The sequence below is a fragment of the Methanoculleus sp. genome, assembly GCF_030019085.1.
Lineage (GTDB): Archaea > Halobacteriota > Methanomicrobia > Methanomicrobiales > Methanoculleaceae > Methanoculleus.
Window position 1 is genome coordinate 28,717 of the sequence record NZ_JASEFJ010000010.1, and the last position, 21,368, is coordinate 50,084.

The 21,368-nt window shown below is 56.6% G+C and carries 12 protein-coding genes and 1 tRNA gene; 8 read left to right on the forward strand and 5 right to left on the reverse strand.

Annotation, left to right across the window (positions count from 1 at the left end; translation table 11 throughout):
- Positions 1-86 precede the first annotated feature (86 nt).
- Positions 87-2,057, forward strand: a complete 1,971-nt coding sequence (gene gyrB / locus QMC91_RS05895; protein ID WP_300236710.1) for a DNA topoisomerase (ATP-hydrolyzing) subunit B — start codon at positions 87-89, stop codon at positions 2,055-2,057.
- Positions 2,047-4,476 carry a DNA gyrase subunit A gene (gyrA, locus tag QMC91_RS05900; RefSeq protein ID WP_300236712.1) on the forward strand — a complete coding sequence of 810 codons (2,430 nt, stop codon included), beginning with the start codon at positions 2,047-2,049 and terminating at the stop codon, positions 4,474-4,476. Before gyrB ends, gyrA begins: the two co-directional genes overlap by 11 nt.
- Before the next feature lie 328 nt (positions 4,477-4,804).
- Here the strand turns inward: gyrA and QMC91_RS05905 are convergent.
- The 4 genes from QMC91_RS05905 to xerA form a co-directional block, all read right to left on the reverse strand.
- Positions 4,805-4,877: transfer RNA gene (locus QMC91_RS05905), tRNA-Gln, on the reverse strand.
- Positions 4,878-4,973: 96 nt separating this feature from the next.
- Positions 4,974-6,329, reverse strand: a complete 1,356-nt coding sequence (locus tag QMC91_RS05910) for a mannose-1-phosphate guanylyltransferase/mannose-6-phosphate isomerase (protein WP_300236713.1) — start codon at positions 6,327-6,329, stop codon at positions 4,974-4,976.
- 109 nt (positions 6,330-6,438) lie between these two features.
- Positions 6,439-7,374, reverse strand: coding sequence for an SDR family oxidoreductase (locus QMC91_RS05915; protein WP_300236715.1), 936 nt, complete (start codon positions 7,372-7,374; stop codon positions 6,439-6,441).
- A 146-nt stretch (positions 7,375-7,520) separates the two neighbouring features.
- Positions 7,521-8,438 (reverse strand): site-specific tyrosine recombinase/integron integrase, encoded by a 918-nt coding sequence (xerA, locus tag QMC91_RS05920; RefSeq protein ID WP_300236717.1) that lies wholly within the window; start codon positions 8,436-8,438, stop codon positions 7,521-7,523.
- Between the two features lie 1,182 nt (positions 8,439-9,620).
- Between xerA and QMC91_RS05925 the strand changes: the two genes are divergently transcribed.
- The 5 genes from QMC91_RS05925 (at position 9,621) to QMC91_RS05945 (ending at position 16,598) form a co-directional block, all read left to right on the forward strand.
- Positions 9,621-10,181 (forward strand): DUF5806 family protein, encoded by a 561-nt coding sequence (locus QMC91_RS05925; protein ID WP_300236719.1) that lies wholly within the window; start codon positions 9,621-9,623, stop codon positions 10,179-10,181.
- Positions 10,178-10,927, forward strand: a complete 750-nt coding sequence (gene mobB, locus QMC91_RS05930) for a molybdopterin-guanine dinucleotide biosynthesis protein B (protein WP_300236721.1) — start codon at positions 10,178-10,180, stop codon at positions 10,925-10,927. Before QMC91_RS05925 ends, mobB begins: the two co-directional genes overlap by 4 nt.
- 15 nt (positions 10,928-10,942) lie before the next feature.
- Positions 10,943-12,322, forward strand: a complete 1,380-nt coding sequence (gene glmM / locus QMC91_RS05935; RefSeq protein ID WP_300236722.1) for a phosphoglucosamine mutase — start codon at positions 10,943-10,945, stop codon at positions 12,320-12,322.
- A 449-nt stretch (positions 12,323-12,771) separates the two neighbouring features.
- Positions 12,772-16,329 carry a hypothetical protein gene (locus QMC91_RS05940; protein WP_300236725.1) on the forward strand — a complete coding sequence of 1,186 codons (3,558 nt, stop codon included), beginning with the start codon at positions 12,772-12,774 and terminating at the stop codon, positions 16,327-16,329.
- A complete protein-coding gene (locus tag QMC91_RS05945) occupies positions 16,326-16,598 on the forward strand; it encodes an acylphosphatase (RefSeq protein ID WP_300236727.1) in 273 nt (90 codons plus the stop codon). Before QMC91_RS05940 ends, QMC91_RS05945 begins: the two co-directional genes overlap by 4 nt.
- Here QMC91_RS05945 and cas1 read toward each other — a convergent pair.
- Positions 16,595-17,533: a CRISPR-associated endonuclease Cas1 gene (gene cas1, locus QMC91_RS05950; RefSeq protein ID WP_300236729.1), complete on the reverse strand. Its 939-nt coding sequence runs from the start codon at positions 17,531-17,533 to the stop codon at positions 16,595-16,597. The genes QMC91_RS05945 and cas1 overlap by 4 nt on opposite strands.
- 223 nt (positions 17,534-17,756) lie before the next feature.
- Between cas1 and QMC91_RS05955 the strand changes: the two genes are divergently transcribed.
- Positions 17,757-21,362 (forward strand): molybdopterin-dependent oxidoreductase, encoded by a 3,606-nt coding sequence (locus QMC91_RS05955; protein WP_300236730.1) that lies wholly within the window; start codon positions 17,757-17,759, stop codon positions 21,360-21,362.
- Positions 21,363-21,368: the final 6 nt, after the last annotated feature.

Consider the following 21,368-nt stretch of genomic DNA (forward strand, 5'->3'; position numbering starts at 1 on the left):
CCACAGGTATAAGTGTCCCTAAACCAAATATTTACTGTGAGTTTTGCTGCGATAGGGGCACCGCTCGTTTCAGCGGAGGTCAATGGATGACCGAGATCTACGATGCCTCTCACATCACGGTACTGGAAGGCCTGAGACCTGTACGCGAACGCCCTGCCATGTATATCGGCAGCACGGATACTCGTGGGCTGCACCATCTCGTCTACGAGGTCGTGGACAACGCCATAGACGAGGCTCTCGCCGGTTTCTGCGACCTGATCATGGTGACCATAAACCGTGACGGTTCGGTCACTGTTGAAGACAACGGTCGCGGCATCCCGGTCGACATGATGCCTCGCTATGGCAAGAGCGCTCTCGAGATTGTTCTCACAGTGCTTCACGCCGGTGGGAAGTTCGATAAGAGTACATACCAGGTCTCTGGCGGGCTGCATGGCGTCGGCGTATCGGTGGTCAACGCCCTTGCATCCTGGCTTGATGCAACGGTCTACCGTGATGGCAACGTATACACGATGCAGTTCCGGCGGGGAGAGGTTGCAAAGCCACTTGAGAGTCGCCCCGAGACCGAAGACGATATGAGAGAGCGATACGAGGCGCGTTACGGCACCCCCGCTCCAGAAGAGATAGATTATGAACGACTCAAGGGGACACGGATAACGTTCCAGCCCGACCGCTCGATCTTGGAGACCGTTGAATTTGATTACGACGTGCTGGATCACCGTCTCCGCGAGCTCGCCTACTTAAACCGCGGGCTTAAGATCGTACTCCGGGACGAGCGCACCGGTGACTCTGTCACATACTGCTTCGAGGACGGTATCCGCCAGTTCGTTGCCCACCTTGGTGAGGGGAAGGAGAAACTCCACGACGATATCATCTACTTCCAGAAGAGTGATCCCGAGAGCCTGGTCGAGGTCGAGGTTGCTCTTCAGTACAACAACTCATACACGGAGACAGTCTTTACCTACGTCAACAGCGTCAACACCCGGGAGGGAGGAACGCACCTCGAGGGGTTCCGGAGCGCCATAACGAGGGCAATCAACAACGCCGCCCGCCGGAATAACCTGATCAAGAACAGCGATACCCTCTTCCGCGGTGAGGATGTCAGAGAGGGGCTTGCCGCCGTAATAAGCACCCGGGTGGCAAACCCACAGTTTGAAGGGCAGACCAAGATGCGCCTTGGAAACAGCAACGTCCGGGGTATTGTGGACTCACTCGTCTACTCCTCCCTCACCGACTACTTTGAGGAGCACCCAAAAACCCTCCAGACGATCGTGGAGAAGGCAATGGCGGCCGCGAGAGCGCGGGAGGCTGCCAGGAACGCGCGTGAACTCGCCAGGCGAAAGAGTTCGCTGGAATCGACCGGGCTACCTGGCAAACTTGCCGATTGTCAGGAGCGTGACCCGGCAAAGAGCGAACTCTATATTGTGGAGGGCGACTCTGCCGGGGGTTCGGCCAAACAGGGTCGGGACCGTAAGTTCCAGGCGATCCTTCCGTTGCGGGGAAAGATCCTGAACGTTGAAAAGGCCTCTGAGCACAGGATCCTGAAGAACGCCGAGGTTCAGGCGTTGATATCCGCCATTGGCACAGGTGTCGGCGACACCTTCGATGCGGAACGCGCCCGCTATCACCGGATTATACTGATGACAGATGCCGATGTGGACGGGGCGCACATCCGGACGCTCCTCCTGACGTTCTTCTACCGCTACATGACAGGACTCATTGAGAAAGGGTTCATCTACATCGCCCAGCCACCGCTCTACAGGGTCGCCAGGGGTAAACAGGAACGATACGCATACGGTGAGGAGGAACTCCGGGCCATCCTGGCTGAGTGGGGCGATAAGGGCGTCTCAATCCAGCGTTACAAGGGTCTTGGCGAGATGAACGCAGGGCAACTCTGGAGCACCACGATGGACCCGGCAAACAGGATCCTTAAGCAGGTGCGGATCGAGGACGCCGCATACGCAAACGCTATCTTCGAGAAACTGATGGGAGAGAATGTGGACGCCAGGCGGGACTTCATACGTCGGCATGCAAAAGAGGTGAGCAACCTTGACATCTGAGCAGCAGGTTGTTCCGATCAACATCGAGGAGGAGATGAAGTCATGCTACATCGACTACGCGATGAGCGTGATCATCGGCCGCGCCATCCCCGATGTGAGGGACGGCCTCAAACCAGTCCACCGGCGCACCCTCTACGCCATGTGGGAGATGGGCAACACGAGCGACAAACCCTACAGGAAGAGCGCTCGTGTTGTCGGAGATGTGATGGGTAAGTACCACCCCCACGGTGATGCGGCCATATATGACACCCTGGTGAAGATGGCGCAGCCATTCACCTATCGCTACCCGCTGGTGGACGGTCAGGGGAACTTCGGTTCGATCGACGGGGATGCCGCTGCGGCCATGCGATACACGGAGGCTCGCCTCACGAAGATCTCGGAGGAACTCCTGGTTGATATCGACAAGAAGACGGTTGATTTGGTTCCGAACTTCGACGGGTCGCTTGAAGAACCGGAGGTTCTCCCTGCACGGATACCAAACCTCCTCATAAACGGTTCAAGCGGGATTGCCGTCGGGATGGCAACAAACATGCCTCCACACAACCTTCGCGAGGTCTGCGAAGCGATCTGTCGTGTAATCGATAACCCCGTTACCTCTACAACGGAGTTGATGAGGATCATGCCGGGACCGGACTTCCCGACCGGCGGGATCATCATGGGCACCGAGGGCATCAGGGACGCCTACCTGACCGGACGGGGGAAGTGTGTGATCCGCGGTGTCGCGGAGATCGAGGAGGAGGGCAGAACACCGCGGATCGTCATCACCGAGATCCCCTACCAGGTTAACAAGGCGCGGTTGATCGAGCATATCGCCTCCCTAGTACGCGACAGAAAGATTGAAGGGATCAGCGATATCCGTGATGAGTCTGATCGGGAGGGGATGCGGATCGTGATCGACCTCAAGCGAGGGGTGGCACCACAGGTGATCCTCAACTACCTCTACAAACACACAGCGCTTGAATCGTCTTTCGGGATCATCAACCTGGCGATCGTCGATCGCCAGCCCCGCACCCTGAACCTCAAGGAGATCATAGGCGAGTTCCTTAAACACCGGGTGGAGGTTGTCCGGCGGAGGACTGAGTTCGATCTCGCGAAAGCACAGGAGCGTATGCACATCCTCCACGGTCTCCTCGTCGCCCTCGATAATATCGATGCGGTAATTGCGACGATCAGGGCCTCAAGTACGACTGAAGAGGCACAGAAAGCGCTTGTTGCGAAGTTTACGCTGGACGAGGTGCAGGCGGACGCCATCCTGAAGATGCAACTCCGGCGGCTTGCGGCGCTTGAGCAGCAGAAGATCTTGACCGAGCGCGACGCTCTTGCTGCGGAGATCGAGCGACTCGGCACGATCCTCTCCACCGAGGCAAACGTCCTCGCCGAGATCAGGAAGGAACTTCGCGATATCATCACCCGCTATGGTGATGACCGGAGAACCAGGATCGTGGAAGCGGTCGAGACACTTGAGAAGGAGGATTTAATCGAGGACAAACCGATGCTGGTCTCGCTCACCTCCTCAAACTACATCAAGCGGATCGACATGGATGCCTATCGGAACCAGCGTCGCGGCGGTCGTGGAGTCATAGGCATGGCCACGAAAGAGGATGACGGTGTGGAGAGAGTCTTCGTTGCGAACATGCACGATTACCTTCTCTGTTTTACTGACAGGGGAAGAGTCTACTGGCTGAAGGTCTACGACCTCCCGGAGGGGCAGCGGACGGGCAGAGGCAAAGCGCTTGTCAACCTCTTGCCCCTCGCTGGAGATGAGCGGGTGACGGCGGTGATCCCGGTCAGGGAGTTCCGACCTGACCGCTACCTCTTCTTTGCAACGAGAGGCGGTACGGTCGCGAAGGTAGCACTTGATGAGTTTTCACGACCGCGTCAGACCGGGATCAACGCCATCAACCTCCGGGACGGCGATGCACTGGTGGATGTGAAGATGACCGACGGCAACCAGGAACTGATCCTGACGACCAGGTTCGGTCAGAGTCTCCGGTTCGATGAAGACTCTGTCCGCCCGGTCCACCGGAACGCCATGGGTGTCCGGGGGATCAGGTTGCGCAACGGTGATGCGCTGCAATCGGTATCGGTGGTGGAAGGGGATCATCTCCTCACCATCACCGAGCAGGGTTTTGGGAAGCGGACTGAGTTTGATGAGTTCCGCGGTCACGGGAGGGGCACGCTGGGCGTGCGAAACATCGTTGTCGACGCCCGGAGCGGCGGTGTCGTCGGGTCGATGGCGGTCTATGAGAACGACGAGATCATCGTTATGAGCGCGTCCGGGATCGTGATCAGGACGAAGGTCTCTGAGATCTCGATCCAGAAACGGGGCACGCGGGGTGTCCGGATAATGAGACTCGATGACGGTGACCGTGTTGTCGGGTTCACGATCCTGAATGCAGAGGACAGAGACGAGGAGTAGGCGCCCACACGTTCATTTTAGGATCAGAATAGGGCTAATTCCCAGCATTCAGGAACTCCTGCTACTTATTTGTGACCGCCGGAATCATCAGAGAAGGGTTCAAAACCCAAATACCGTTATTCTCTGGATAGGCGGCACTGCGCGAATCTTCATGAAATACCTGCACCCACGCATCCTGCGAATTTCGTGGAATTATTTGACCCTTTTGATAGTGTCCTTGCTCTATCTGTTGAGGGACTTGAATGCCTCCCAGGTTGGAGAACTGATTCTTGAATGTTCACTCAAAACACTGGACCATTCTTACCGTAGAGATATAAACACAATCAGATACCCCCGGGCGGATTCGAACCGCCGTCGCCGGATCCAAAGTCCTGCATGATTGACCACTACACTACGGGGGTAGGAGAACCAGACCGGGGCAGCATCTACCTCTGGCTGCCGGCCCATATTGGTATGCATCATGGGATTATATCGGTTTTTGTGGGTGCCTGCCGGCACTATCTCCTATCAAAATCGTCTTCGAACCGGACTATGTCGTCCTCGCCGGTATACTCCCCGATCTGAACCTCGATCAGCTCGAGCGGCAGTATACCAGGGTTTGCAAGCCGATGAACCTTTCCCGCCGGGACGAAGGTGGACTCGCCGTTCCTGACCAGGAAGGTCTTATCGCCGATCGTCACCTCAGCGCATCCGGTGACGACCACCCAGTGCTCCGAACGGTGGTGGTGCATCTGGAGCGATAACCGTCGTTTTGGCGGGACGGTAACCCGCTTGATCTTGTACGACCGCCCCACCTCCAGGTTCGTGTAGGAACCCCAGGGGCGGTGAACCTGCGTGTGAAATAGCGCACGTGTATCCCCCCTATCGCGGAGGGCTTTCACGATCTCGCCGACCCTCTGCGCCTCTTTGCGTGCGGTAACCAGGATTGCGTCCTTCGTCTCGACGATGGCAATATCATGGACACCGACGGTGGCCACAAGGCTGTCGGCGATGATCAGGTTCCCGGAGGAGTCGATCCCGATATGCTCACCGCGGACGGCGTTACCATCACCGTTCTTTGGCAGGGCGGCGTAGACCGCATCGAAGTTCCCAACATCATTCCAGTCAGATTCGAGCGGCACAACCACCGCCCGCCGGGTCTTCTCCATTACCCCGTAGTCGATGGAGAGGGCAGGTGTCTTGTTGTAGGCATCCTCAAGTGGTTGCTCAAACGCCCTGACAACTTCCGGTGCGCAGACCTCGCACTCGGAGAGGAAGAGCCCTGCATCAAAGCAGAACATCCCGGAGTTCCAGAGGTAACCCTCGGTGACGTATCTCATGGCGGTCTCAAGGTCGGGCTTCTCGACAAAGGCATCCACCCTCGATCCATCGTCACCGAGAGACTCACCGGGCCGGATATAGCCGTATCCGGTGTGTGGTGAGGTCGGCCGCACCCCGAAGACCACAAGATAATCCTTTGCAAACCGCTCTGCCCGGCGGAAAGCCTCCTGAAACTCCCTCGTTGCGGTGATCAGGTGATCCGAGGGGAGGACGGCGACAGTGTCAGGACCATCCTCCCGGACTATCTCCTGAACACCGTAATAGATCGCCGGGAGGGTGTTCCTGCCCACCGGCTCCACCAGGACGCGACAGTTGCACCCGATGGCGGCGAGCTGGTCTCTGACCAGGAAGCGGTGTTCGGCGTTCGTGACTATCGTGATCTCCTGGGGGGTGGAGAGGAGGAGCGCTCTTTTCACGGTATTCTGGAAGAGTGAATCGTTGTCGAGCAGATGGATGAACTGTTTTGGATAGTGCTCACGCGAGAGCGGGAAGAGACGGGTGCCGCTCCCGCCTGCAAGTATGATCGTCTTCATGGAATCGACCCCGTGCCGCAAGGCATGGTTGTTGTAGTCTAATTTATACTTACTGAGGATAAAGACCTGAGGTTTTGCCGCGCAGACTGATTGGTGAGACCTTACCGTATTATCTCATCATCTTCCGGAACCAGGCCACCGTCTCCCGGAGACCATCATCGAGGGTGTAGGCGGGAGAGAAACCAAAAGCCTCCCTGGCACTGGATATCGCGGCGACCGAGTCGCGCACGTCCCCCACTCGAGGCGGATCATAAACCGGCCGGTGGTTTACACCGGTAACCGTCGAGAGGATGGATGCAAGTTGATTGAGGCTGATCCTGCTTCCGCCGGCGATGTTAAAGACCCCTGATGCGCTGCTTTCCATCGCCATGATGTTTGCACGCACCACATCGGCGACGAAGATGAAGTCACGGGTCTGCTCTCCGTCGCCGTAGATTATCGGCGGGTTACCCTTGAGCAACCGGGTGATAAACTTCGGGATCACTGCGGCATACTCAGAGTTCGGGTCCTGCCGGGGCCCGTAGACGTTGAAGTAACGCAGGAACACCGTCCTGATGCCGTAGAGGTCAGAAAAGACCCTGCCGTAATGTTCACCCGCGAGTTTTGAGACAGCATAGGGGGAGAGCGGTTCTGGTGTCATGCTCTCCTCTTTGGGAAATACCGGGCTGTTGCCGTAGATCGCCGACGTGGAGGCGGCCACGACCGCCGGGACACCGCACTCTTTTGCGGCCCAGAGCAGGTTCACCGTCCCTGTCACGTTCACTTCGTTTGTCTCCAGTGGGTCTGCAACAGAACGGGGGACGGACGCGATGGCCGCCTGATGGAATATTCCGTCTGCACCAACAGAGACATCGAGGAGCAGATCCAGGTCGGTGATGCTCCCCTCCACAAACGTCACTCCGGGATGGTCGAGGAGGTGCTCGATGTTCTCCCGACGTCCAGAAGAGAGGTCATCTATTATCACAACATCATGATCGTCGGCCACCAGTCGATCTGCGAGACTGGAACCGATGAACCCCGCCCCTCCGGTGACGATGTAACGCATACCGGTATGTTAGGCGCTCTTCTGATTTGAGCGTTGCCGGGAAGCGGCCAAAACCAGGAGTGGGCCGGAGGTATGGGCCAGTCTCTTCCTGGTTGTTGCATATAGCATCATATGGTTTATCTGTCCCTCTGGCAAGGATCATTCCGCTACTCATCTTTCCCGTTCGAGAGCGGGAAATACTGCTGATAGACGCGTTTACGTTCATCTATGTCGGTATGCAGGTAGATCTCGGTCGTCTTGATGGATGTGTGCCCCAGGTTCTCCTGCACGACACGGAGGTTCCTTGAACGCCGGTAGAGTTCGCTTGCATAGGAATGCCGGATCTTGTGCGGTGTTATCCCTGGAGGAGCGTATTGCCTGAATATGTGCTGGACGGTCCTGGGCGAGAGGTGCTTTCCCTGCTGACCAGGGAGGAGCGGGCCTGCGATCTTGTTGCCTATAAACTGCTCGATCTCCTCAAGAGTCTCGTCGTCTACGAATACCATCCTTATCTTGTCCCCCTTTCCCCTGACCCGGATCGTGTGCTCCTCAAAATCGATATCCTCGATGTTTATGGAACAGAGTTCCGATACCCGGACGCCGGTTGCATATATCAAGCGAACTATGAGGTGGTCGCGCTCGTCCTCTATAGTGTTTAGCAGGCGGATAACCTGACTGTGTTTGAGGTATTTTAACTCCTGATTCTTGATCCGGGGGCGCTCTACCCCGATCATGGGGTCTGCGGCAACAGCGCCCTGAACATAGAGGTAGCGGTAGAACGATGATAACGTCGAGATCATCCGGTGGAGCGTCCGCGGCCTGTAATTCCGCTTTTCGGTGATGTATGAGAAGAAATCGGTTACAAGCGCTGTGGATACGTTGACATCTGCATCCAGCGGGGCGTCGTCGAGAAGATCCGCATCGAAACCAGTGCCATCGGGATCCAGGTTTTTCCGGATCCAGGCGTAGCGTGCGAAACGCCTGATGGTCTGGAGGTATTTCTCGATGGTTCGGGGAGAGTAGTTCCGCATCCGGAGGTAACCCCCGAACCGATCCATCCATTCTGAGAAATAGGCGTTTTCCATTGGAAAATTAATTAAATACCAATGTATATCAAAATTGCGGTAAATGCCTATTCCGCGCAACCTGTCTCTGACACCGACGCGACCGGGAACGGATCCGGTGACGCTCCTTTGGTCAGGCAGTTGAGACAACCTCGATCCACAGTCAGAACGCCCCGGACTGTTCGACTCTCTAAAAAAGATTATTGGAGTGGTGCTGATTGGTTCGGAGTTAGGAGGTATGATGAGGGTCGCCCCCCTCTGGTGGAAGAGGGGGCAGAACCCTGTTGAATACATTACCCTGAAGGCATATGAACCCTTTACCGCGCGGTGTGAAAGTAAAAAGTGATATATAAAAAAATATCTCTATACCAGTCGTCGATTTCTGTCGCACATAAACAATCTCCACAAATGAGCATAGGCGTCAGATCTCTTCATCTGGTGACCATCTTATTCAACAAGGGGTATGATCCTGGCTTAAAAGTGCGATATGAAGGTGCCCTGGATCGAAGATCACAGGGAAATGCGCTCTGCTCATCGGATTGCGGGTTGCCCCACCCAATTTTGCAATTCAGGGTCATGGGACGGAAGAACAACCAGTTGATCCTCTCCGTAGTAGTCCTCCATTATTGAGAGCCAGAACGCCGGGAACCAGAGGGTTCCAGCGCTGATAGAATGGTATACTCAAACACTCTCCCGGAACGCCAGAAACAGAATATAGCGCGTCAGGACGCCTTCTTACCCTGCGGAACAGTACCGGGGGAGGTAACCACAAAGTTACGCATAAACCATATGTTGCTATATATCTGACTTAGACCATCCACTCTCTTTCGCTGAACCACCTCCCCCCATCGGGGGCAGTGATCGGCGACTGACCCAAGAAGTTTTGCAAGGAAGTGGAAACGAGAACTTCAGAGCGGACCCGCTGAAACTTGAAGACGACATCCTTTCTCGTCTCGTATCGGTGTAGTATCACACCCCTTAGAGGAGGAGGCGTAACGTCCCTTTATATCGTCTGCCGCTCAACCGGATCCGCTTTCGCCGAAAACGCTGGGCTACCGTACCTCAAAAAGTGGGCGGCAATAATCTGAGACCCGCTCCCCCAAACCATATCCTGGTTGAAAAACCAGTGAAGAATTGAATTTCCGGCCCACCCTTTCAGACCAGACTTATTGAAATAGCAAAACCAACAAGAGGATAGGTAAAATGGATGATCCTGAGAACTTCAAAGACCCTAACCGTTACCAGAAATTCAAGAAAGTAGACGGCGCCACCTACCAGCGGGTCAACCAGTTCCTGCGCAAGCACACTTACATCACCGCCCGTGAATGGGCTATCGCGCGCCTCTGTGCAGACTTTAAGACCGCTGGAGGCTCGGAGATGACGTTTATCGGCGAAAACCTTCCAGAACTCTGCCCGTTCATGATCGACACCTACACCCCGCAGGCGGTCAACCAGGCACGGAGTTCGTTCAAGAAGAAGGTGAAGAAATCCGGTGCCACATTCTTCTACGGCGCAATGTGCGGTTTCTTCACCGCTGAAGAACTCGACGAGATCCTCTTCGAGGCAAGCGAGGTTGCCCGGTTTCTGCTGGAGGTTGAAGGGACAAGTCTGAACCTCGACGACGAGATCGATATCGAGGACCGTATAACCGAAGTGATGCGTGGCGTGGCCGAGGCCGCCTCGGTAATCCTGAAGGCGCGACCCGGTCAGGAAGATGAGCAGGAAGCAGAGAGCGACAGGGAAGAGAAGGAGGAGGAGAATTGAAGATCATACAGGTCGTCGGTGCCTCAAACGCCGGGAAGACCACCTTCATAAAGCGGTTGATCGGTGCGCTCTCCGCAGACGGGCCCGTTGGCGTGGTTAAACACCTTGGGCATCACGGTTTCTTTATCGAGCCCGGCAAGGACACCACGGCATACTATGAATCAGATGCTGCTATATCCTGTGGCATCGATGAGGAGAAGTCGGTCTTCATCATGCAGGAGACCGATCTCAACGCCGCCCTCGAGATCCTCTGCAACGCCGGTGTCAGGTATGCCATCCTTGAGGGGTTCAAGACCAGGGTGTTCCCGCGGATCGTGATAGGCGACATCGAATGTGAGAACACCGTGCTACGCAACCCCTCCGTCGACGACTTGCTCGCCGCCCTCGATAGGTTCGAGGATTTCTACACCATGGAAGGACTTGTCAGGGAACTCAAGCGCGACTGCGATATCTCACATGCAGGGGCAGTCCTCACGTTCAACGGTATCGTCAGGGAGTGGATGGGGGAGGAGCGCACCGATCACCTCGAGTTTGATGAGAGCCTCGATGACCTGGCAGAAAGGGTCCAGAGAGAGATCGAGAGCGTTCCCGGAGTCCTTGGTGCCAGGGTTTACCACAGAAAAGGGCGGCTCTATGCTGGAGAAGATATAACATATGTTGCTATACTCGCAGAACACGGGCAGGAGGCGTTTGCGGCGGCAGCGAGTGCCATTGACCGTCTGAAACGAGGGTTACACGGTGTTTGAGGAGTGATGAAGTAGATGCAAAAGAAGAAGCGGATGTTTGGAACAAACGGTGTGCGCGGAGTGACGGGGGAGACGATGACACCCACGCTCGTCTATAAGATCGGCGCAGCGCTTGGATCGATGAGGAAGGGGACTATCGCGGTCGGCAGGGACACACGGACGTCCGGCGAGGCCCTGAGCCACGCCCTAAAGGCGGGGCTGCTGATGACAGGCTGCGACGTGCTGGATCTCGGTATCCTCCCGACCCCGGCGCTGCAGTACATCATAAAGAGCGGTCGGTTCTCCGGTGGTGCCATGATCACCGCATCACACAACCCGCCGGAGTATAACGGCGTGAAGGTGATCGAACCGGACGGCACCGAGATGTCGGATGAGGAGACCATCAAGCTCGAGGAGAGATTCTTTACCGAAGAGTTCGATCTGGCCACCTGGGACACGGTAGGCAGAGAGACCATCGCTCCAGAAAGGTTTGAGAACTACATAGAGGCTGTTACGTCTCATTTCCCCCCCGGTATCGGAGAGGGGATGACCGTTGTCGTCGATCCCGGTTCGGGGCCGGCAGCGCTCACGACCCCGATCATACTCGCCAGACTGGGTTGCCGGGTTCACACGATCAACGCCCGTCTCGACGGCACGTTCCCGGGCCGGATGCCCGAACCGAGCCCTCAGGGTCTGCAACCGCTAGCTGAGATGGTCGTTGCCACCGGCGCCGATTTCGGGGTCGCGCACGACGGTGACGCTGATCGGGCGGCCTTTATCGACGAAATAGGTCGTTATGTCGAGGAGAACTGCGAGTTCGGGCTGATCGAGGATTATATCTGCTCGAAAAAGACCGGCGGCATCATCGTCACCCCGGTTGCCACATCCAGCCTTATCAGGGAGATCGCAGAGAGGCACGGTTGCAGCGTTGATTACACACCCGTGGGGAGCATCTATGTCGCAAGGAGGATGATCGAACTGATAGCCGCAGGAAAGGATGTCGTCTTTGGGGGTGAAGGAAACGGAGGTCTGATATACCCCGACCACCAGTTCTGCCGGGACGGCGGGATGACCGCCGCCATGATGGTGGCGGTTCTCGCGACCCATAAAGGCAGAAAACTCTCTGAGATCATAGACGACCTTCCCGCATACCACCTGATCAAAGAGAAGTATCATACCAACGATCCCCATACGGTCGTTCGCGCTGTCGAGGAGGCATTCTCCGGGGAGAAGATCGAGAAGATCGACGGAATAAAGATCCTTAGAGAGAACGCCTGGGCACTGGTGCGGGCATCGGGCACAGAACCGATGATCAGGATAATGGTCGAGGCAAAGGATCCGCGCGTTGCAGACGGCCTCTACCAGGAGATTGCGCGGGTGCTAACGAAGAGAGTTCCCACTGCTGATAGATCGTAAATGCCGCGGAGCGTATCGGGGAGTTAGTGGTGACTGTCTGAGGGTCTCACTCTAAACGCTGGAGGTGCGCTCCTGGAGATTGTATCGATGGCAACTTGCCCTTTTGTTGAGGGGCTGACGGGGAGGGTGGTTTAGCATCCCCCGCCCCCGTCTTGACGTGTCCTCTGGCACTCTCTTCCGTGGATACAGAACACCCCCACCAACCGGCGATACCACGCCCCACCCAACCCGATCTTCCTGCAATTTTCCGTAACGGGATTGGTGAATTTTTTTTAATTTCTCGATTTATATTGGTCATTATTTTTCACGCAACCAGCCATTTTAATCACTAAATCACTTTCAATACGAAACAATGTGGAACATCAAGAAAAAATATTCATATAGTGGCATGACAATCTTATGTCTGGTGACGGCCTGGCAGGACAGACCACCGCGGAGGTCTAGAGGAGATGGATAGGAGCATACCGATAGAAGAGATGGTAAAATCCGCCATAACCTCCGGCGATCCTGAGGAACTTGAAGAAGCCGTCCGTGAGATCTCAACGACCCGCACCAGGAAAGGAAAGCGACAGTTCTATGCGCAGGTAAACGCCGCTATCACGGGAGTGGCATTTGAGAGAGGAGAACCAGATATACTGAACCTGGTCACCGAACCGACAGAAGAAGAGGTTACCGAAGCATCCCGCCGCGCAATAACCCGGTATATCGATAGCGCAGACGAAGCCTGGATCTCTGCTATCTTTACCCTGGTTGGCAAACTCAATCGAAAGGGCCAGCAATCAGAAATACTCGCCAGGATCTCAGGTGAACTGGTTCTTCGCGGAATAGACACGGGTAAGGAGCAGTACATCGAGAGAGCGCTAAATACTCTCGAGGCCATCAGCATCCGCAAATACCGCTCGGAGATTCTCTCTGAGATCATCCCCCACCTGATCCGTTACGGCGAGGAGCACCGCAACGTCGAGATCCTGCAGCACGTTCTCGCGATGCTCCCAGAGATCAGCACCCTCTCGGAGCGAGCGAAGCTCAGCGCCGGGCTGGCCCGGGCGATCGCCACGGTCGGTATGGTGTCGAAAGACCGGGGCCTCCTGATCCAGGGGCTATCGATCGCCGCCGGAATTGAACAGAAGATCCAGCGCACCGGCACTATCTCCGATATCGTGAACGGCGCCTGGCGTTCTCCCCTCAAAGCAGAGATCGCTGATATAGCGAATATTCTGGACTCAATTCGCGAGATCCGACAGGAACGAATGGCAGAGATCCTGGCGATCCTGACCGTAGGGCTCCTCGACCACCAGAAGGACAGGAAAGATACATACAGACGGCTCACGGAACTTGCCGATAAAAAACCGTGGGCAGGCCAGGTAATCGCCCATGAACTCCTGGCAAAGGCGGAAAGAAGCGGGGACTACTGGTTCCTTGAGAAGATGTTTGAGTTTGTCGCCCGCCATGGAGAGAGCACCCCTCCACCCATCGAGGATATCGTCAACGCCGGGATCGCCATCGCCACCAGGAGCGGCAACCCGGCCGTTCTCTCCGATATCGTGCCGCTGGTCGATGAATACAGCGACGGGGCGAAGGCCGCCAGGCTTTACCACCAGATCAGCGAGACTCTATACCGGGTTGACGACTTCCGGCAGGCGGTTCTCGTCCTGAAGAAGGCGGGTAACCCGCAAGGCAACTCTTTGTTATTCCAGACAGCCATCAAACTGGTCATAGAAGCTATCCGACGCGACGAGATAGAGTTCATACGCGAGATCCTCCTCGCCGGAGAGGAGACCCGGATCGCCGACACACTGATCCAGCAGGCACTGACCGACTTCTGCAGGAAGTGCAGTCTCGATGAGGTTGCCGGGCATATACCGGCCATAAAGGAACTCGCAGCGTTGCACCAATCACAGGACACACTTCTCCTCGAGTGCAGCATCGTCCTGCTCGACCGCGGTTTCATCAAGGATAAAGGACCCGCCGCACTGCTGGACCTTCTGAGCCAGATCACGGATCATGGTCTGCGAGAGGAGGCGTTCTCAAAGATCGCAATCGATATGGCGCGGATCGGCGCCGACAGGAACGACCGTCATCTCCTCCAGGCCTCAATCGCTCTCGCCTGCAAGATCATAGAACAGAAGAGACTGGCCAGTACGCTTGCCGGTATCGCGAACCAGGTGACCGCGCTTGCCGTCCAGGAAGCCTACCCTGACCTGCTCCGGGGTATGCGGATCCTCTTGACCTCTCTGCTTGCACAGGATCTGTGTATGATCGCGATGGAGAGCATTATTCAGGGACTGATCACATATGGGGTAGAGCACGGTTCACTCCAGGCGCTGGATGAATCGGCCCGCATCCTGGTTGAGACCCACGATCCCTCTCTCCAGCACCTCTTCGCGACCCTCATCGAGGGCTACGTCCGGGTCGGTTGCATCCGGATCGTGGACAACCGCTCAAGTGCCAGACCCGCGTTATTCGAGGGCGTCCTGGATCCTTTTGAGACTGCGCTCAGCCTCCTCAAGACCAGAACACCGGATGCGGCGTTCCAGATAAGGATAGGAGACTGCATCGATATCATGCTCGAACAGATGCAGGAGTCCAGGGACGCCGTCCTGGTGATCCCAATGGCTCTATTCTCCCTGGAGATCGAGAACGAGTATGAACGGACCGCGATGATCCAGAGGATCCTCACACCCTTCACAGAGCGGACACAGGAGTTCGACTCCGCCGACCCCTATGAGGCAACAGCATACCTCCTTGAGGGACTCAATGGGGCTACGGCTTCATTGCCGGTGCTCGACCTGATGCACCGTCTATTCGAGCACACATCCGATCTTTATGCACGCTACTCCGGGATCTACCGTGTTGCGAGCGCCTACCTTGTTCTCGACGAGAGAGAGCGGGCTGAGAGTACCATAAGGAGGCTACATGAGACCATCAACGAGACCCCCGACCCGGCGGTTCGTGCGATCATGCTCTCCGACCTCGCAGGCCTCATGGCCGGTATCGACCCCAGAGAGGCCAGAGACTACCTTGATGAGGCAGAAGATATGGTCGGGTCCGTCGGAGAGGAGAGAGAAGATCTCGTCAGAAAGCATCTGATCCATGCCTTCAGGGAGATCTGTGCTGCAAACGGTGAGGAAAAAGATCTCCAATGGGCGATCGAGCAGGCCCAGAGAATAGGCAACCCGGTCGACTACGTGGACGCGCTTTCAGTGGTCTATGACATGGCTGACGAACCTGCGGCGAGAAAGGAGATCCTCTCTATAATCTCTCAGACTGTAGCAGGCATACCTTCCGTTTACGTCAGGCTCCCGTTGCTATTTCATGTAGCGCGGTTTGCTGAGACATCTGGCGATGAGGATGCGATCGAACTGATCCTGGAGAGCATGGAGAGTGCCGCTGGTTCTATCCGGATTCCGTTCATTATTGCCATGACGCAACTGTGGGTGGCCGGTTTGCTCTACTCACTCTACCGCGCAACCGGCAACTCCTCCGCCAGGGAACGCGCAACCGCTATCGCTTCCTCAATCGAGGATGAGCGAATCCGCTATATTCTCACGGTTCAGGTGGATCAGATCGCTCCCGGGTCATGGGAGGGCACCGTCTATGGCAGGATCCTGGAGTTCCGCGAGCGGTTACGGCGTGGCAACTGCACCACAAAAGATCTGGTGGCACTCGACCGCGCAGTAGGCGCAACACACGACCGGCTGAAGAGGGTGATCTACTACACCGAGGTCTATGTGTTCGCCCGTGACGCCGGACAGCATGAGATAGCGGAGAGGATGCTGGAATGTGCGCTAAAGGAGGCTGGCGGGATCAGACCTCTCTCACGACGAGCGATCGCGCTAGGAGATATGGCCTGCCGTCTCCATTCAGCGCGCTACGAGGACCACGCAGGCGATCTCCTGGATCTGGCAGTGGGCGTGGTGGTGAACATCCGTGACCAGGCAACAAGAGAATCGATATATGACGAACTGGATATGTCCATAAGGATCATTCAGGAGTACTGGCTGTGAAGACGATCGAGATAAGTGTTGCAGGACGGGTTCAGGGCGTTGGGTTTCGCGCATGCGTCAAAAGGATCGCTACAAATCTCGGTGTCGTGGGTGAGGTGATGAACCTGCCGGACGGCAGGGTTCGCGTTATCGCAACCGCCGATCCAGGTATCCTGGATAAGTTCGTCTCCATGCTCTACAGTTGCCCGCATGTTATAATCCGTGAGATCGTCCAGCGGGAGATCCCTCTCATCAACTTCTCAGAGTTCAGCATCCTGCGGAGCGGTTAATACCAGTAGAGCACCTGAAATTCAGCGTTTGAGAGTAGAGCGTCGCGCAGGATGCGTACCTGGGCGTCAAGACGGTTCTGGTCGATGGACTCGCGGAGCGCTGCGGTCAGCAGGTTCACAATAGCAGGATCGAGGTAACATCTCTTCTCCCCGCACTCGTAATCGTCAGTGGACACACCCTCCCTTGCGAACCGAAGTACGATACGGTCTACCATCGAGGCTTTCTGCGGTTCTATGAGGTCATACACAAGACCCCCGGGGCCTTCATGGAGCATACCGCGGTCGGGATTGAGATGTGCGCCGACCACCGAGACGCAGCAGTTTCCATACAGCATCGCGTAGCCGAGCGAGAACATGGTGTTGACAGGGTCGGTGTGCGGAGGTTTTGTTCTGCGCCGGAACCCGAGTTCTGGCGGGATTGTGCGGGCCAGGATCTCATAGTACATGTCGGCGGTCAGGCGTGAGAGTCTCCGAAGTTCTTCCATCGTGACCGAGACCTCGAGTTCCTCCCTGACCTGGTGAAGGAACTCGAGTTCCCCGGAATAAAAGATCGTCTCCCCACGGTGGTCAGAGAGTTCTCCAAGCAGAAGGAGCCTGGACTGGAGGGCTGCCCGGGCGAGTGGCTGGGCGAACCTGTGTGGCGCGGCCCGTTCCTGCGCAAGCCTTACCTCCTCGTCCTGGCGGTAGCCGTATGGGTAGAGACATCCGACGGGTGTGCCGTCGATATCGAAGAATGTGATGGCAGCGCCGGATTTGAGGAGATTTGTCACCGCGGAGGTATGGAGGGTATGGCCGCCGACTATGAGGAGGTGTTTCACTTTGTCGAGGGGGTAACGCCAGGTCTCGCTCCCACGTGATATAATGACCTCCTGTGCCGTTGCCTTTATGTGCCCTCCATATCCGAAGACAGGGAGCCAGGTTCCCGTTGCTGCCATCCAGTCACTCCGGAAATGAGTATTGGAGTGTTTTTGATGATTAATGCATCGATTGGGCGGATATGGTGAGGTCTTTACGATGCTGGAGGGGACCCTGGTATAATCTGGTTAACTTATGCGGGTTAATTAACTGTAAAATATTTACATGGCCCGGTTCCAGTTTAAATCGTTACTTTTCTGGAATGGGTCCAGGAAAGGGGATGACTCAAAAAGGGTTGATTCCATGAATGAAAAGGCGAAAAAGATTCAGTACGCTCTTTTCGTACTGCTGTTATGCTCGCTGCTGGTACTGCCGGCAGTCGGGGAGACTCTCCCGGGTGTGAGCGCGAGCCCCGGAGATGGTATCGCGGATGCCACTCTGATTTCTGAAGTGGCGCCAGACGACGACCTGACGGTAACTACCGACGGGGAACCTGGGGTAACACCTGAGGAAGAACCGCTGGTGACACCGGATGAAGAATCCGCCGGTATCCTCTCTGACGAGACCGTTCTCTTCAAAGGAACAGTTGCGCTGGATGAGGGCACTTTCGAGTGCACAGCATACAACTCCGGAGAGACCTACACCGTCAGCAACCGGACACCTCTTGGCGCCCTCCAGAAGGTCTCGGAACTGAAGGGCTTCACCTACAACGTCACCGACAAGCGATGGGCATATGATGAAGTCCTCCTGCTCGATGACATCGATGGATACCTTTACATCAAAAGCAAGGCCAAGTGGGCGTGTTACGTCAACGGCGACCTGAAGGATGGATATGGCAACCACGATGGCGGCATCAACGTCGTGGCACTTGCCGAAGGCGATCAGGTCGTCTTCTGCTACGGCGGTGACCCGACGCCGGAGGATGCAACAGCGCTGATCACGATCACTGTGGGTCTCGAGGACTCGGATGAGACACCGGTGGAACCAGCCACATGGAGCGTCGCTCTTATCGGTGCACGGACGGAGGAGGTCGACCAGGACTACTTTGAGGACGGTGTGGCCTGCGGACATGCCGCCACATACACCGACGGTAACGGTGATGTGTGGAGCGGAATGCCTCTCTGGTACCTCATTGGCCTAGTCGACGACGATGTAAGGCACGGTTCCGGCGCCTTCAACGACGACCTCGCTGCGCAGGGTTACTCGATCAAGGTCACCTCAATCGACAATTACGATATCAACTTTGATAGCGCAAGCGTCGCGAGGAACAACGGGATAATCGTCGCAAACACCTTAAACGGCGAGCCACTCCCTGCAACCATCGGCGATAAGAACAAACCCTGCTGGCCGCTCCGGATCGTCGGTCCGAGCGTCGGTTCAGGGCAGTTGATCGGTGGCATCACCACGATCGAACTCATAGGCCTCCCTGAACCTTCCGAAGGCTGGGAGATCACGCTTGTGGGCGCTTTCAACCGGACGCTCACCCAGGCAGAGTTCGAGGAGGGTGTTGCATGTCACGGCAAGAGTTACACCGATGACAAAGATCAGGTCTGGACCGGTATCCCGCTCTGGTACCTGGTAGCCGTTGTCGACGACGTGGCGACCGGGAATCACTGGGCGTTGAACGATACACGAGCGGCCGCGGGCTACACCGTGCGTGTGAGTGCGATTGATGGTTTCAACGCCACCTTCAGCAGCGCCGATATCGCCCGTAACGATTCGTTCATCGTTGCAAATAAGATGAACGCAGCCCCGCTCACCGAGGATAACGGTGCACCCCTGAAACTTGTCGGGAAGGGCGTGACCTCAGGGAAACAGCGGGTCGGCAATATCGCCACGATCTCCCTTGAGGGGCTCCCGGATGAGATCACGGAGTCGGAGTGGACGCTCAGTCTTGAGGGACCAAAGATCACCGATCTCCTGACAAAGGAAGAGTTCGAGGAGTGCGGCTACCACGCCGTGACGTATAACGATGGTGTCAGCACATGGAGCGGCGTCCCGTTGAGGGTCCTCTGTGGCTGGGTCGACGACGATGTCATGCACGGTTCTGGAGCCTTCAACGTCCCCCTTGCAGAGACCGGCTACACCGTGATCGTCTCCTCCGGCGGGGATAACCCCTACAGCAAGGAGTTCTCAAGCCAGGATATTCTGGCAAAACCGAACAACTACATCGTTGCAAACAAGGTCAACGGCACCCCGATCACCGGGAACGCCTATCCGCTCCAGCTGGTCGGCGCGGGGGTTACAGGGAGCCTGAGCGTGAAGAACGTCCAGCGGATCCAGCTCGTCGACTTCCAGGAGCCCGAGGAGCCGCCATCCATACATATCGTCCGCTACGCCTCCGACGAAGTGACCGTTCTGAACGAGACGACAAAGACCATCCAGTGGATGGAGGAGAACCTGGAGGTATACGGCGCACCCAACGGTGTTAGACTCGGGTTCCAGGGCCCCACCTTCGATCCAGACGACCTCTGGAACCCGGATGAGAACATCAACGTGGACCCGGCCAAAGTCGATGACGTAGTGAAAGGAACGGCGATCCGCGACCTCTGTGACCTGGTTGGTGGTATCCCAGTTGGTGGTGAGATCGAACTTATCGCCTCTGATGGTTACAGTGTCAAACTCAACTACACCAACATCTACGAACCGCTCGAACGCCAGGGTGAGGCCATCGTCGCGTGGTGGGCAGAGGGACGGGGGTATGTCCCCGACTACCGTGACGGCCCGCGCCTCTTCTTCAACACGCCCGACGGGATCTTTGGAAACGATGACATGCGGACATGCCTGGCTGAAGAATACTGGCACTACTACTGGGCTGACGGTATCCAGTACCCATCGGCTGCCGGTCTTTCCAACAAGAACATCGCAACCATTGCGATCAAACCCGGCGCACGAGAGGACTGGACGCTTCTCCTGAGAGGTGCAATCACCGATAACATCAGTCGCTCCTACTTCGAGTCGGGCAAGGCCTGCGCGTTGGGCGGGCACGGTGCCACCTGGACGGATGATGAGGGACATGTCTGGTCAGGGATGCCGCTCTGGCTCCTATGCGGCTGGGTTGACGATGCAAACAAGCACGATTACGGCACGGATCCATTCCGTGACGATCTCGCGGCGGCGGGTTACAACGTGACCGTCATCGACTACGGCAAGGACGGCATAAAGGGCACTGATGACGACTTCTCCGCCACATTCAACAGTTCGTTTGTGGCGCGGAACAACAACATCATCGTCGCCGACGAGATCGACGGCGCTCCACTACCGAAGGACGGCAAGACCTGGCCGCTCAAACTCGTCGGCTCCGCCTTGACCTCCAACAAGCAGAGGGTAGGGAGCATCGATGAGATCGAGCTTACCGGCGTGCCGATCGTCGAGGAACCCTCTGAAGCCGATGCTACGATCAGCCTTGAAGAGGGCTGGAACTTCGTCTCCACGCCGAAACGTCTCATGGATGGTGCAAACACGTTCGCGATCTTCTACGACAACGTTGGTACCGCCGGCCACTCGATCCTGCTCTATGACGGGATCACGCAGGAGTGGAAAGCGGCGGCCTCGGCCGATGCCTTCAAGCCGCTTGACGGCGTCTGGGTCTATGCAAACGAGGCCTGCACCGTCCAGCTGACATTCGCTCAGGGTGGTCCGCAGGTCCCGCCCACAAAGGACCTTGGCATGGGCTGGAACGCGATCGGGTTCACGGACACCGTTCCCGAGTCCGCTGCAACCACCCTGCTCTCTCTGGGTGATCACTGGACCACCCTGATCGGGTTTGATGCGGAGAACCAGGAGTATGAGGTCTCTATCATCCGGGGTGCAAGCGGCCGACATGGAGATGAACGCACGATGCAGCCGATGCAGGGTTACTGGGTCTACATGACCGATGCCGACACGCTCGCTGCCATCGGGGCCTGAGGATGA

Bases quoted from the DNA above. Each gene is read 5' to 3' on its own strand.
- QMC91_RS05925 (WP_300236719.1), top strand. From the start codon at position 9,621: ATGGATGATCCTGAGAACTTCAAAGACCCTAACCGTTACCAGAAATTC.
- xerA (WP_300236717.1), bottom strand. From the start codon at position 8,438: ATGGAAAACGCCTATTTCTCAGAATGGATGGATCGGTTCGGGGGTTAC.
- glmM (WP_300236722.1), top strand. From the start codon at position 10,943: ATGCAAAAGAAGAAGCGGATGTTTGGAACAAACGGTGTGCGCGGAGTG.
- QMC91_RS05955 (WP_300236730.1), top strand. From the start codon at position 17,757: ATGAATGAAAAGGCGAAAAAGATTCAGTACGCTCTTTTCGTACTGCTG.
- cas1 (WP_300236729.1), bottom strand. From the start codon at position 17,533: ATGGCAGCAACGGGAACCTGGCTCCCTGTCTTCGGATATGGAGGGCAC.
- gyrB (WP_300236710.1), top strand. From the start codon at position 87: ATGACCGAGATCTACGATGCCTCTCACATCACGGTACTGGAAGGCCTG.
- QMC91_RS05910 (WP_300236713.1), bottom strand. From the start codon at position 6,329: ATGAAGACGATCATACTTGCAGGCGGGAGCGGCACCCGTCTCTTCCCG.
- QMC91_RS05940 (WP_300236725.1), top strand. From the start codon at position 12,772: ATGGATAGGAGCATACCGATAGAAGAGATGGTAAAATCCGCCATAACC.
- QMC91_RS05915 (WP_300236715.1), bottom strand. From the start codon at position 7,374: ATGCGTTACATCGTCACCGGAGGGGCGGGGTTCATCGGTTCCAGTCTC.